General features: G+C 73.0%; 13 protein-coding genes. 8 read left to right on the top strand and 5 right to left on the bottom strand.

Features of this window, described 5'->3' with window-relative positions:
* Positions 1-12 precede the first annotated feature (12 nt).
* Positions 13-858: a spermidine synthase gene (locus ACZ5C2_RS33285; RefSeq protein WP_468799670.1), complete on the top strand. Its 846-nt coding sequence runs from the start codon at positions 13-15 to the stop codon at positions 856-858.
* A 53-nt stretch (positions 859-911) separates the two neighbouring features.
* Here ACZ5C2_RS33285 and ACZ5C2_RS33290 read toward each other — a convergent pair whose 3' ends face one another.
* Positions 912-2,213, bottom strand: coding sequence for an MFS transporter (locus tag ACZ5C2_RS33290; RefSeq protein WP_468799671.1), 1,302 nt, complete (start codon positions 2,211-2,213; stop codon positions 912-914).
* Between the two features lie 59 nt (positions 2,214-2,272).
* Positions 2,273-3,280 carry a DUF8017 domain-containing protein gene (locus tag ACZ5C2_RS33295; RefSeq protein ID WP_468799672.1) on the bottom strand — a complete coding sequence of 336 codons (1,008 nt, stop codon included), beginning with the start codon at positions 3,278-3,280 and terminating at the stop codon, positions 2,273-2,275.
* A 119-nt stretch (positions 3,281-3,399) separates the two neighbouring features.
* Between ACZ5C2_RS33295 and ACZ5C2_RS33300 the strand changes: the two genes are divergently transcribed.
* Complete coding sequence (locus tag ACZ5C2_RS33300) at positions 3,400-3,852, top strand: DUF4442 domain-containing protein (protein ID WP_468799674.1); 453 nt, start codon at positions 3,400-3,402, stop codon at positions 3,850-3,852.
* 29 nt (positions 3,853-3,881) lie between these two features.
* Here ACZ5C2_RS33300 and ACZ5C2_RS33305 read toward each other — a convergent pair whose 3' ends face one another.
* Entirely contained in the window at positions 3,882-4,346 is a 465-nt protein-coding gene (locus ACZ5C2_RS33305) for a cyclic nucleotide-binding domain-containing protein (RefSeq protein ID WP_468799676.1), read from the bottom strand.
* Positions 4,347-4,627: 281 nt separating this feature from the next.
* On the opposite strand from ACZ5C2_RS33305, the gene ACZ5C2_RS33310 reads away from it, so the two are divergent.
* Both ACZ5C2_RS33310 and ACZ5C2_RS33315 read left to right on the top strand, forming a co-directional pair.
* The gene (locus ACZ5C2_RS33310; RefSeq protein ID WP_468799678.1) at positions 4,628-5,509 is read left to right on the top strand and encodes a universal stress protein; all 882 of its coding nucleotides are present in this window, start codon (positions 4,628-4,630) and stop codon (positions 5,507-5,509) included.
* Positions 5,510-6,153: 644 nt separating this feature from the next.
* Positions 6,154-8,532: a phosphoketolase family protein gene (locus ACZ5C2_RS33315; protein WP_468799680.1), complete on the top strand. Its 2,379-nt coding sequence runs from the start codon at positions 6,154-6,156 to the stop codon at positions 8,530-8,532.
* Between the two features lie 554 nt (positions 8,533-9,086).
* Here ACZ5C2_RS33315 and ACZ5C2_RS33320 read toward each other — a convergent pair.
* Entirely contained in the window at positions 9,087-9,617 is a 531-nt protein-coding gene (locus tag ACZ5C2_RS33320) for a gamma carbonic anhydrase family protein (protein WP_468799682.1), read from the bottom strand.
* Positions 9,618-9,723: 106 nt separating this feature from the next.
* Here ACZ5C2_RS33320 and ACZ5C2_RS33325 point away from each other — a divergent pair, with 106 nt between their 5' ends.
* The 3 genes from ACZ5C2_RS33325 to ACZ5C2_RS33335 all read left to right on the top strand — a co-directional run bounded on the left by ACZ5C2_RS33325 (position 9,724) and on the right by ACZ5C2_RS33335 (position 12,037).
* Entirely contained in the window at positions 9,724-10,521 is a 798-nt protein-coding gene (locus tag ACZ5C2_RS33325) for an acyltransferase (protein WP_468799684.1), read from the top strand.
* Between the two features lie 342 nt (positions 10,522-10,863).
* Positions 10,864-11,436, top strand: coding sequence for a helix-turn-helix domain-containing protein (locus ACZ5C2_RS33330; RefSeq protein ID WP_468799686.1), 573 nt, complete (start codon positions 10,864-10,866; stop codon positions 11,434-11,436).
* Between the two features lie 43 nt (positions 11,437-11,479).
* Complete coding sequence (locus ACZ5C2_RS33335; protein WP_468799688.1) at positions 11,480-12,037, top strand: YbaK/EbsC family protein; 558 nt, start codon at positions 11,480-11,482, stop codon at positions 12,035-12,037.
* A gap of 6 nt (positions 12,038-12,043) precedes the next feature.
* Here ACZ5C2_RS33335 and ACZ5C2_RS33340 read toward each other — a convergent pair whose 3' ends face one another.
* Positions 12,044-13,069, bottom strand: coding sequence for a cation diffusion facilitator family transporter (locus ACZ5C2_RS33340; protein ID WP_468799690.1), 1,026 nt, complete (start codon positions 13,067-13,069; stop codon positions 12,044-12,046).
* Positions 13,070-13,133: 64 nt separating this feature from the next.
* On the opposite strand from ACZ5C2_RS33340, the gene ACZ5C2_RS33345 reads away from it, so the two are divergent.
* Positions 13,134-13,493, top strand: a complete 360-nt coding sequence (locus ACZ5C2_RS33345; RefSeq protein ID WP_468799692.1) for an ArsR/SmtB family transcription factor — start codon at positions 13,134-13,136, stop codon at positions 13,491-13,493.
* Positions 13,494-13,533 lie beyond the last annotated feature (40 nt).

Raw genomic sequence — 13,533 nt, forward strand, 5'->3', positions numbered from 1 at the left:
GACAATGGAGCGGTGAGCGAACCCATCCCCGTGACCCGCGCCGTCGGTCACGGTACCGCCAAGCTGATGCCCGACGTGGACCGGGAACGCGCCTGGCTGCTGACCGTCGACGGGGCGCCGCAGTCGTACGTCGACCTGGACGAGCCGACGCATCTGGAGTTCGAGTACGTCCGGCGGCTCGGGCACGTCCTGGACGTCCTCGCCGCGCCGGGACCGGCCCTGGACGCCCTGCACCTGGGCGGTGGTGCGCTCACCCTGCCCCGCTACCTGGCCGCCACCCGGCCCGGCTCCCGGCAGCACGTGGTGGAGGTCGACGGGGAACTGCTGGAACTGGTCGCCGAGGAACTGCCCCTCCCCGCCGGCGCCGGGATCACGCTGCACGCGGCGGATGCCCTGGCCTGGCTGGAGACGGCCCCCGACGACAGCGCGGACGTCCTGATCGCCGACGTCTTCGGCGGCTCGCGGGTGCCGGCGCATCTGACCTCCGTCACTTACGTCCGTGAGGCCGCGCGGATCCTGCGTCCTGGCGGGGTCTACCTCGCCAACCTCGCGGACGCGGCCCCGTTCACCTTCCTGCGCTCCCAGTTGGCGACTCTCGGGACCCGGTTCGAAGAACTGGCGCTGATCGCCGAGCCGGGGGTGCTGCGCGGCCGCCGCTTCGGCAACGCGGTCCTCGCCGGGTCCCACCGCCCTCTGGACATCGCCGGCCTGTCCCGGGCCACCGCCGCCGACGTCTTCCCGGCCCGGGTGGTACACGGCGCCGCGCTGCGGGACTTCATGCGCGGCGCGCTCCCGGTGCGGGACGAGGACGCCGTACCGTCACCCGAGCCCCCCGCCGGAGCGTTCGGCATCGGCTGACGCGCACGGGGCCGGTGAGGTCCGGTGCGGCGGTGGACACGCCGGACCGTGACTCAGTCCTGGGGCGCCTGCCCGAGTTCCCGGGCGGGGCGTTCCGCATCCTTCGGCGGGTGAGGCGTGCCCGAGACGTGGCGGGTCCGGCGGCGCAGACTGCGGACGTCGGGGACGCACAGGACCGCCGCCGTGGCGACCACCACCAGTGCGGCGCAGCCCCACAGCGCCTCCGGGCGGCCGAACGCCGTCTCCGCCGGACCCGCCAGTGCCATCGCCGCCGGCACCAGCGCGACCGAGCCGAACCAGTCGTACGCCGAGACCCGGGACAGCTTCTCCTCCGGGATCTCCTGGTGCAGGGCGGTCATCCAGGAGACGCCGAACACCTCCACGGACACACCGGTCACGAACATCACCGCGCACAGCACCCCCACTGGTGCCGGCACGGCGAGTGCGGCGGACGGCAGGGCCAGCGGGAACACGCACAGGGTGCCGACGAGCAGCAGACGGCGCGGCTGCCAGTGGGTCATCAGCAGCGCGCCCATCACCGTTCCCCCGCCGAAGAAGGCCAGGGCCACGCCCCACGGCGCGGCGCCGCCCAGGTGGTCCCGGGCGACGAGAGGCCCGTAGACCGCGTCGGCCGCGCCGACCACCGCGTTGGCGAGGGAGAACTGGACGACGATGCCCCACAGCCACGGTCGGCCGATGACCTCCCGCCAGCCCTCCTTCAGATCGGCGAGCATGCCCCCGCCCGGGCGGCGCGGCGGTATGTGCTTCACATCGAGGAACGCCCGCAGCGCCGCGGCGACGGCGAAGGCCGCGGCGTCCGCCGCCAGCACCCAGCCGGGTCCGATCGCGGCCACCATGGCACCGCCGAGCGCGGCGCCGCCGAGGGTCGCTCCGTGCATCGCCATCCGGAACACCGCGAACGCCCGGCCGGCCTGCTCGCCCTGCACCGAGGACAGCAGCATGCCCTCGGCCGCCGGATTGAAGAACGCCTGACCCGTGCCGCCGAGCGCGCTGAGCATCATCATCTGCCACAGCTGGGCCTCGCCCGCCAGGACCAGCGCCGCGAACGCGGCCTGCGAGAGACAGTTCAGGACATTGGCCGCGACCATCACCCGGTGCCGCGGCAGCCGGTCCGCGACGGCGCCGCCGATCAGCAGGAACAGCACCAGCGGCAGCGTGCGCGCGGCGGCCACCAGACCCACGTCGCCACCGTCGCCGCCCGCACCGAGCACGGCGAACGCGGCGGCGATCAGCGCGCCGTGGCTGCCCAGGTTGGTCACCACGGCGGCGGCGGTCAGCAGGGAGTAGTTGCGGCCCGCCCAGGCGGGGCGGCGGCGGTCGGCGGTGGTGGGCACCCCGTGACTATCGCCGGGCCGGGGCCGACTTGCCAAATGGATGGCCGGCCCCTGGCCTGCTACGACTCGGTCGGAGCTTCCTCGGTGAGGCGCACCGTGCTGAGGATCTTCTGCACGGTCTTCTCCGGGATCTCCTCGTCGACGCCCTTGGCCCCGTACAGGTTCCAGGTGACGAAGTCACCGGCGCCGTTCTTGAAGGCGAACGCGATCGCCTTGCCGTCGCTGTCGCACTTGCCCTTCTGCGGCGTGTTCACCGAGTAGGACGTGGCGACGTGGCCCTTGATGCCCGACGTGGTGGTGTAGGCCTTCGGCTTCACCTGCTTGATGCTCTTCTTGTCCGGCTGCGTGAACCCGCCGTAGACCCACCACGGCACCCGGGTCTCCGCCGCCTCCTGCGTGGTCTTGGCACCGTTCTCCCCACGGGTGCCGGCGGTGGCGAGGGCGGTGTCCTCCTCGCGGCCGTCCTTGTTGTCGTCGCTGGTGCACCACTTCGACTTCAGATACGCCGGGGCGGTGACGGTGGTGCGGCCCATCTCACCGTCCTTCTCCTCCCACTCGAAGCCCACGCTGGTACCGGGAGTCTCGATCTCCCAGTCGGCGGGGACGTCGAACTTGGTGCCGAAGCGCGTGTTGACGACGACCTGCCAGCCCGCGACGGTCGCCTTCTCCTCGTCGCCACCGCGCGGGTTGCCCCCCGAGGCGGAGGCGCTCGGCTCGGTGGAGGGCTCCTTGGACGCGGTCGCGCTCGGCTTGGCGTCCTTCTTGCCGTCCGCCTCTTCGTCCTTGTCACCGCCGAGCACCAGGAACCCGGTGACCCCCGCGGCCACGACCACGGCCGTCGCCGCGACGATCGCCACCAGCTTCGTCCGGTTCCCGCCACCCCCGCCCTGCGGCGGCTGGGGCATGCCGACCGTGGACGGATCGCCCCACTGCGGCTGCTGGTACGGGCTCGACTGTTGGTACCCCGGCTGCTGATACGGATTCGGCTGTTGGTACCCCGGCTGCTGGTACGGATTGTTCGACTGCGGGTTCTGCTCGCCCCCGGGCGGCTGCTGTCCTGGCCACATGGGCAGTAACACTAGCCGCGCCCCGGACACGATTGGGTCACTGCCCGTTGACGGTGGCGTAGCAACCGGGAGGCCGTGGGGTCCGGCCGGCCGGATCTACTGGTGGGTAACATCTCGGTATGAGCGCAGAGCAGATGTCCATCGGCGAGATGCTCGCCGCCACGGTGCCGATGGCCCGTACCCTCGACCTCCGGTTCCTGGAGACCACGCCGGAGCGGGCCGTGGTGGCCCTGCCGGACCAGGCCGACTACCACAACCACGTGGGCGGACCGCACGCCGGCGCCATGTTCACCCTGGGCGAGTCCGCGAGCGGCGCGATCGTCCTCGCCGCGTTCGGGGACCAGCTCTCGCGCGCCGTACCGCTGGCCGTCCGCGCCGGGATCGCCTACAAGAAGCTGGCGATGGGGCCGGTCACGGCCACCGCGACCCTCGGCCGCCCGGCCGCCGAGGTCGTCGCCGAACTCGACGAGGGCCGTCGTCCCGAGTTCCCCGTGTCGATCGCCATCCGCCGCGAGGACGGCGCGGTCACCGGCGAGATGACCGTCGTCTGGACCCTGCGCCCCAACAGCTGACCCCGGTCCCGCAGAAGGCAAGGGGTCTCTCAGCGGGCGGTGCCGGCGCCGTAGGGGCCGTAGAGGTCCAGCAGCCGGACCCGGGAGGCGTGCAGCCGGTGGGCCACCACGTCGCCCACCCACCGGGTCAGGTCCCGGCCCAGCGCGGGATCGTCCTGGCACAGCGCGAGGACGGCCCCGGCGTCGAACTCGTACGCCCGTACCGGGGTGGCCGCCTCGGCGCCCAGATGCCACACGTGAGGGGAGAACAGCCAGGACCAGCCGACGAGTTCGTTGTGTCCGAGACGTTCGATCACGGCAGCCCGGCGTCCGGGCACATGCATGTCGAGTTCGACGGTGCCGGTGCGGATCACCCAGAACCGGTCCGCGTGGCCGCCCTCCTCGAACAACCGGGTCCCTTGGGGAAAGGACACCTCGTGGGCGGTCCGCACAAGCCGTGCCCGGTGCTCGACGGGCAGGGCGCGCGGCATACTGGGGGACGGGGGAGCGAACATGACGGGCCTCCCGGACGGGCGTCGGTACTGCCGTTGTCCCTCCAGGGTCGCCCCGCCCGTCGCTCCCGGGCCATGGGCCGGACGGCCCATAATTCCGGGCAGGCGATTTCCTGGCCGCAGCCTCGTGCCCCCGGGCCGCAGCCCCGTGCCCCCGCCCGGGGCTTCTCGGCCGCCACATCAGGGTCCTTCGGTGCCGGCCCGGGACCTGGGGCCCCTTGTCGCCGGGAGCGGTTCCGGGTGAGACTCGTGGTGATCATCCCGATGCCAGGAGGTACCCCACCATGACCCGCACCATCACAGTAGGCCTCGACGGCTCGCGTGAGAGCCGGGCCGCCGCCGAGTGGGCGGCCCGCGAGGCGGCGCTGCGCGGTCTGCCACTGCGGCTGCTTCACGTCCGGCGGCCCGCCCCCTCGCCGGGGACACCTCCGCCTGAACGCTGGGTGACGATGCCGCGCGAGACCGCCGACGGGCTGCGGCTGCGCCACCCCGGCATCGAGGTCACCCACGAGCAGATCGACGGCATGCCGTACGAGGTGCTGATCAAGGCCGCGGAGGACGCCGAGCTGCTGGTGCTCGGCTCGCGAGGGCTCGGCGGCTTCGGCGGGTTCCTGGTCGGCTCGGTCGGACTCGTCGTGGTGGCCCGTGCCGAGCAGCCCGTCGTCCTGGTCCGCGCCGGCGAGCAGGCTGCCGACGAGCACGAACCGGACCCCGCCGGCATCCCGTCCGCCGCTACGCGCTACCGGCCCGTGCTCCTCGGTCTGGACGCGGACCGGCCCCACGACTCGGTGATCGAGTTCGCCTTCGCCGAGGCCCGGCGGCGCGACACCGCTCTGCGCGTCGTGCACGGCTGGGCCCTGCCGCCGTACTACGTCTACGGCCTCGCGGCGGCTCCGGACGTGTACCACGACATCGCCCAGGAGCAGGCCGGGAACCTGACGAAGGTGCTCGCCCCCTGGCGGGAGAAGTACCCGGAGGTGGAGGTCGTCGAGGAGTCCTTCGGGGGCAGCCCGTCCGTCCGCCTGGTGGAGGCCTCCGCGGAGTCCTCGCTGGTGGTCGTCGGGCGCCGGAACCGTCGCAACCCGCTCGGCGCGCACATCGGGGCCATCACCCACGCGGTGATGCACCACAGCGCCGCCCCGGTCGCCGTCGTCACCCACGGCTGAAGGAGCCGAACGCCGCGGCCCTCGATGCTCTCGGCTCTCCAGGACACCTCTCGGCGACGGGCGCGGCACGCGGGGGCCCGCGATGACGGGTTCCGGCCGGAGGAGGCCGGAGAGCTCAGCACCCCGGCCAGGCCTCCGCGTCCGGGTGTCCTCGCCCGCGACCGGCGGGTGCGGACGGTCATGGCCGAGGGGGAGAAGCGGCCCGTCCGGTACCGGGCGGAGGCGGGTCGGCCGGCGGCGTGCCATGGCTGCTCCCCGGTGACCGGGCCGGGGCGTCGGGCGTCGCCGTACCCGCGGGTGCCGGCTGCGTCCGCAACGGTGGGGTCGGCCGGTCGTGGGCGGCGGGCGGGCCGGACTCGGCCGTCACGTAGTTCGAACGTGCCGCGGTCCGGGAGACCGGCGGCGTTCCGCTCCCGGCCCGTACCGAAGCGGAACCGGAGTGGGATGTCCCGGGCGGAGACTCCCGTGCCGGTCCGCTGTATCCGGTGCGTGGAGTGCGCCACTTGGCACCGTTCCGTTGTGCGAGGGGCATCGAAGCCCGGGAAACTGGTACCCCGCTCCTGACGCCCGCCCCGGGACATGACCTGCCGCCCTCCCCGCCGACACCGCCCGACCGTCCAGGCCGACCATTCACGGAGTCACGCATGCCTGAGGACCAGGACAACCCGACCGTACTGAGCGACGACGAACTGCGCACCCTGGACGCACACTGGCGGGCCGCCAACTATCTTGCGGCAGGCCAGATCTACCTGCTGGCCAACCCGCTGCTCACCGAGCCCCTGCGGCCCGAGCACATCAAGCCCCGGCTGCTCGGGCACTGGGGCACCTCACCCGGCCTGAACCTGGTGTACACCCACCTGAACCGGGTGATCGCGGCACGCGGACTGGACGCGGTGTGCATCTGGGGGCCGGGGCACGGCGGCCCCTCCGTGCTGGCCAACTCGTGGCTGGAGGGAAGCTACAGCGAGACCTACCCGGACGTGGGCCGGGACGCGGCGGGCATGGCCCGGCTGTTCCGGCAGTTCTCCTTCCCCGGCGGAGTGCCCAGCCACGTCGCCCCCGAGGTCCCCGGCTCCATCCACGAGGGCGGCGAGCTCGGTTACAGCCTTGCCCACGCCTACGGCGCGGCCCTCGACAACCCCGGCCTGCTGGTTGCCTGTGTGATCGGTGACGGCGAGGCGGAGACCGGGCCGCTGGCGGCGTCCTGGCACTCCAACAAGTTCCTCGACCCGGTCCACGACGGCGCCGTCCTGCCGATCCTGCACCTCAACGGCTACAAGATCGCCAATCCGACCGTCCTGGCACGCCTGCCCGAGCCCGAACTCGACGACCTGCTGCGCGGCTACGGTCACGACCCGGTCCATGTGAGCGGCGACGACCCGGCCGACGTCCACCGCGCGATGGCGCACGCCCTGGACACCGCCCTGGACCGCATCGCCCGGGCGCAGCGCGCCGCCCGCGAGGACGGCGCCACCGAGCGCCCCCGCTGGCCGATGATCGTGCTGCGCACCCCGAAGGGCTGGACCGGCCCCCGGGAGGTCGACGGACAGCCCGTCGAGGGCACGTGGCGCGCCCACCAGGTGCCGCTCCCCGGCGTGCGCGAGAACCCCGAGCACCTGCGGCAGCTGGAGGCGTGGCTGAAGTCGTACCGGCCCGAGGAACTGTTCGACGACGAGGGCCGGCCCGTCGCGGACGTCCTCGCCCCTCTCCCCGAGGGCACCCGGCGCCTCGGCTCCACCCCGCACGCCAACGGCGGACTGCTGGTGCGGGAACTGCCCATGCCGTCCCTGGACGACTTCGCCGTGCCCGTCGACAAGCCCGGTGCCACCCTGCACGAGCCCACCCGGGTCCTCGGCGACCTCCTGGAACGGGTCATGCGGGACACCGCCGGCCGGCGGGACTTCCGGCTCGTGGGCCCCGACGAGACCGCCTCCAACCGGCTGCAGGCCGTCTACGACGCCAGCGGCAAGGCCTGGCAGGCCGCCACCCTCGACGTCGACGAGCATCTCGACCGGCACGGCCGGGTGATGGAGATCCTCTCCGAACACCTCTGCCAGGGCTGGCTCGAGGGCTACCTCCTCACCGGGCGGCACGGACTGTTCTCCTGCTACGAGGCGTTCGTGCACATCGTCGACTCGATGGTCAACCAGCACATCAAATGGCTGAAGACCTCGCGCGAGCTGCCCTGGCGCGCACCCATCGCCTCGCTCAACTACCTGCTCACCTCGCACGTGTGGCGCCAGGACCACAACGGCTTCTCCCACCAGGACCCCGGCTTCGTCGACCACGTGCTCAACAAGAGCCCCAACGTCGTACGGGTCTATCTGCCGCCGGACGCCAACACCCTGCTGTCCGTCGCGGACCACGCCCTGCGCAGCCGCGACTACGTCAACGTGATCGTGGCCGGCAAACAGCCCTGCTACGACTGGCTGTCGATGGACGAGGCACGCGTCCACTGCGCACGGGGCGCCGGGATCTGGGAGTGGGCGGGCACCGAGAACGGCGGCGAGCCCGATGTCGTACTGGCCTGCGCCGGTGACGTGCCCACCCAGGAGGTGCTGGCCGCCGCGCAGCTGCTGCGCCGCCATCTGCCGGAGCTCGCGGTCCGTGTCGTGAACGTCGTCGACATCGCCCGGCTGCTGCCCCGCGAGGAGCATCCGCACGGCATGACCGAGTTCGAGTACGACGGTCTCTTCACCGCCGACAAGCCGGTGATCTTCGCCTACCACGGCTATCCGTGGCTGATCCACCGTCTCGCCTACCGCCGCACCGGTCACCCGCACCTGCACGTGCGCGGATACAAGGAGTCCGGCACCACGACCACCCCGTTCGACATGGTCGTCCGCAATGATCTCGACCGCTACCGGCTGGTCATGGACGTCATCGACCGCGTCCCCGGACTGGCCGTGCGCGCCGCCGCGGTACGGCAGCGGATGGCCGACGTGCGCAGCCGGCACCACGCGTGGATCCGCGAGTACGGCACGGACCTGCCCGAGGTGGCGGAATGGAGCTGGCACGCCTGAGCGTCGGGCAGACCCGCCCGAACCGGTGGCCTTCGCCCGGTGTGCCGTCGTCCGGCGCACCGGGGACGAACACAGCACCGGTGGACCGGGGGAGCGGCGGCCCACGTCCAGGAGTGGCTCGGAGCCGTTCCCGCGGTCACCGTCTGCGCGCTGCGAGGGCTTTCACCGGGCTGGAAAGCCCGGGCCTCCCGCTGCCGGGGAGATCATTCCGGTCTCCTCCGCGCTAGCCCCACAGCACGGTGACAGTGACCCGGTGGACCTCGGCGCACGCGCACCGCCGGGGTGGTGATCGCCGACTCGATCGGTTGCGCCGTCGGCCGCAAGGGCGGACGGCCACCGCCGGCCCGGCCGGGCGCGGCGTTCCCCCGGCATGTCGGCGGAGGAGCACATCGCCACCGCCGAGCGTCCTTCCGGAAGCGGCGCACGTGGTCCGTGTCCTTCGGCGGAGGAGAGCGGCCCTGGAACCAGTCGCCGCCGACCAGAAGCGCTCGGAGAGGACGCGGGAGACATCACCACCGGCCCTCACGACCCAGGCCCAGGGAGCCCCCGCGACCTCACGCCCCGTGCTCTGCCCGGTGAAGCGCGGCCAGCTCGGCATACATGGTGCCGTTGAGCGTGAGCCCCTCCCGTTCCTCGGAGGTCAGCTCCCGCCGGACCTTCGCCGGCACCCCCGCGACCAGTGACCCCGGCGGCACCCGCATCCCCTGCGGCACCAGTGCCTGAGCGGCGACCAGCGACCCCGCGCCGATCACGGCGCCGTTGAGCACCGTCGCCCCCATGCCGATCAGACAGTCGTCCTCGACGGTCGCCCCGTGCACCACGGCGTTGTGCCCGATGGAGACCCGCTCGCCCACGCTGACCGCGAACCCCGGGTCGGCGTGCAGCGTGCAGTTGTCCTGCACGTTGCTGCTCGCGCCGACGGAGATCCGCTCCACGTCCCCGCGCAGCACCGCCCCGTACCAGACGCTCGCGCCCGCGTGCAGAGTCACATCCCCGATCACCGAGGCCGTGGGCGCCACGAACGCGTCCGGGTCCACCTGCGGCTCCTTGCCGCCGATGCCGCTGATCAGCGCCTGGTGGGTCATCGTCGCCTCCTCGTCGGGTGATGAGGGAACCGTACGCCAACCGGTGGGGTGAAGATCACAGGGGCGTCGGCCCGTCGGAGCGGTCCCCGCCGACTACGGTGAGCGGGTGCCGAAGCGCAAGAACACGTTCTCGCCCTGGCCGCGCCGCCTCGCGCAGCGCGCGGTCCACGCGGGCTGGGCCTGGGTACAGCGCACGGGCTCGGTCACCGCTGAACACCCCGGCCGCTTCCGCTTCGCCGCGATGGGAACAGGTACCAGGCTCGCCTTCCCGCTCGGTACGGTGTTCGGCGAACCCTGGATCCGGATCGGCGCGCACTGCATCGTCGGCGAGCAGGTCACTCTCACCGCCGGTCTGATGCCCGGTCTCGACCTCGGTCCCGAGCCGATCCTGCGCATCGGGGACGGCGTCGTCCTGGGGCGCGGCAGCCATGTCATCGCCGACACGACCGTCACCATCGGCAGCGACTGCTACTTCGGGCCGTATGTCTACGTCACCTCCACCAACCACTCCTACGACGATCCGCACGAACCCATCGGCAAGCAGTGGCCGCGGATGGAACCGGTCGAGATCGGCCCCGGCTGCTGGATCGGTACCGGCGCGGTGATCCTGCCGGGCGCGCGGGTCGGACGGAACGTGGTGGTGGCGGCGGGCGCGGTGGTCCGGGGCACGGTGCCCGACCATGCCGTGGTCGCGGGCGCTCCGGCCCGCGTCGTGCGCCGCTGGACCCCCGCCGACGGCTGGCAGCCGCCGCTGCGCACCCCGGCGCCCGTGCCGATCCCGGAGGATGTGACCCCGGAGCAGTTGCGGGCGCTGTCGCTGCTGGACGAGGAGGGCGTGGCCCGGCTCGCGGAACTGGACGCGGACGGCCCGGCACAGCTGGCCCAGCTGGAACCCGGGAGCTGAGGGGCGGACGCCGGCCCCGCTGGACGAGGAGAGCGTGGCCCGGTCCCGGTGGCCCGGCCCCACAGGCCGTCGCCGGTGGTAGCGACCCTCCCAGGGCGGACCCCGTCGGGAGGACCGTCTGACGCCGCACCCGGGTGTCCCCGGACCGTGGACCGCCGGCCAGGACGACACCGGCCACTGCGACAGTGGTCCCCCCGAACCGCGGCCGCCTGCGCTGCCCACCCCGACCGGTGCGGCGGCACCGGACCGCGCAGTACAGTGCGGTGAACGAGCGGGTGCGTCCCACCGTGGTCGAGCACACTGAACCCTGTCATTCACCATGTTCAACCGAATGGATGGAATGTGTCGGACCTCGACCTGCTGACCCGGTCGCTGGCGCGCAACGTCAGACGCTGGCGCACCGAGCGCGGCTTCACGCTCGACACGCTCGCCGCCCGGGCGGGTGTCAGCCGCGGCATGCTCATCCAGATCGAGCAGGCCCGCACCAACCCGAGCATCGGCACCGTCGTCAAGATCGGCGACGCGCTCGGCGTCAGCATCACCACGCTGCTCGACTACGAGCAGGGCCCGCAGGTCCGGATCGTCCCCGTCGACCAGGCCGTGCGGCTGTGGCACACCGAGGGCGGCAGTTTCAACCGGCTGCTCGCCGGCACGGAGGCACCGGGGCCGCTGGAGATGTGGGACTGGCGGCTCATGCCGGGTGAGAGCAGCGACTCCGACCCGCACCCCGCCGGCACGGTCGAACTCCTCCACGTCACGTCAGGAGAGCTGACGCTCACCGTCGACGGGGCCGAGTACCGGGTACCGGCCGGTGCCAGCGCCTCTTTCGAGGCCAACACACCTCACACATACGGCAATCGGGGCGACGTCCCGATGGAGATGATCATGGCCGTGTCGGTGCCCCCGGTGCGCTGAGGCACCCCTCCGGCGGCCGTCGGACGGCTGTTACGGTGCGGCCATGCGCGCACCCATCGGAGACTTCGAGCACGCCACCCCCGCACCCGAGTGCCTCGACGAGCTCACCGGCCCGGTCGCCGCCGCCGTCCGTGGCTGGAGCGGAAGCGTATCCGCGGACCGGATCCTCTACGTCGACACCGACCCGCGCTGGGCCGACACCGCCGTCTTCGTCGAGCTCTACGGCCGGCACCTGCTGGAGCGGTCGGCGAACTGCGTGGTGGTGGCGGGCAGGCGAGGCGGCGGGAGCACGCTCGCCGCGTGCGTCGTGCTGTCCACCACCCGGCTCGACGTCAACGGCGTCGTACGCCGTCACCTCGGCGCCCGCAAGGCCTCCTTCGCCCCGATGGACACGGCGACGGGGGTGACCGGCATGGAGTACGGCGGCATCACCCCGGTGGGACTCCCGGGGGACTGGCCGGTGCTGGTGGACGCGGCCGTCGTGGACCTGCCGTACGTACTCGTCGGCAGCGGACGGCGGCGCGGCAAGCTGCTGGTGCCGGGCAAGGCGTTCGCCGAGCTGCCGGGAGCGGTCGTACTGGAAGGGCTCGGGGTGGCCTGAGGGGGATCACCTCACCGCGTGGTGGGCCAGCGGCAGATGCGGGTCCACCGCGCCCGGCACCGGTTCCGGGTCGGCGTGGACCAGGGCCGCGGTCAGCCGGGGAACGGCGTGCAGCAGCGCGTGCTCGGCGTCGACCGCGATGCGATGCGCCTCACGCACCGAGGCCTCGCCGTCCACCACGACCGCCACCTCGGCGCGCAGCCGGTGGCCGATCCAGCGCAGCCGCAGCTCGCCGACCCCGCGCACACCCGGGACCCCCGTCAGCGCCCGCTCGGCCCGGTCCACCAGCGCGGGATCCACGGCGTCCATCACCCGCCGCAGCACCTCCCGCGCGGCGTCCCGCAGTACCAGGGCGATCGCCGCAGTGATCGCCAGCCCCACCACCGGGTCCGCGTACCGCCACCCCCATGCCGCACCGCCGGCGCTCAGCAGCACGGCCAGGGAGGTGAACCCGTCCGTCCGGGCGTGCAGCCCGTCGGCGACCAGCGCGGCCGAGCCGATGGCACGTCCGACGCGGATGCGGTAACGGGCCACCCACTCGTTGCCCGCGAATCCGACGAGCGCCGCGACGGCGACCACCGGGACGTACTCGACGGGGCGCGGATCCAGCAGCCGGCCGAGGGCCGTCCAGCCGGCGAAGGCCGCGGACGCGGCGATCATCAGCACGATGACCATGCCCGCCAGGTCCTCGGCCCGCCCGTAGCCGTAGGTGAAGCGGCGGTTGGCCGCACGCCGCCCCAGTACGAAGGCGATCCCCAGCGGTACGGCGGTGAGGGCGTCCGCGGCGTTGTGCACCGTGTCTCCGAGCAGTGCCACCGAGCCCGAGACGGCCACCACGGCCGCCTGCGCCAGGGCCGTCGCACCGAGCACTGCCAGCGAGACCCACAGCGCGCGCATGCCCCGGGCCGAGGACTCCAGGGCGGAGTCGAGCTTGTCGGCGGTCTCGTGGGAGTGGGGGGCGAGGAGATGGGCGAGGCGGTGAAGCGGAGAAGTCCGGTGGTGCGGGTGGTCGTGGTGGTGCCGGTCGCTCACGATCGTTCCCCTTCCGGTGCGCGCGGGGTGGACGCGGTGGTGTCCACGGAGCCATTATGTGCGTATGAGCGCACGCATGCACCTGTCACCTGCCGACGATGCGCACCCGCACACTCCCGGCGAGGAGCAGTTCGCGCTCGCGGCGGAGCTCCTCGCGCTCCTCGGCGACCGCACCCGGCTGAGCCTGCTGCACGCTCTGGGCGGCGGCGAGGCCGATGTCACCACGCTCACCGAGGCCTGCGGGGCGGCGAGGCCGGCGGTCAGCCAGCATCTCGCGCGGCTGCGTCTCGCGGGGCTGGTGGACACCCGCAAGGAGGGCCGCCGGGTGATCTACTCCTTGCGCGACGGCCACCTGCGACGCCTGGTGGACGAGGCGCTGAGCGTGGCCGACCATCGGATCGACGGCCGGCCCCCGCACGACTGACCGGCCCCCGTACGCCACCTGCCACGCGGCACGGCTGGCG

Source organism: Streptomyces sp. NPDC031365 (genome assembly GCF_055569765.1).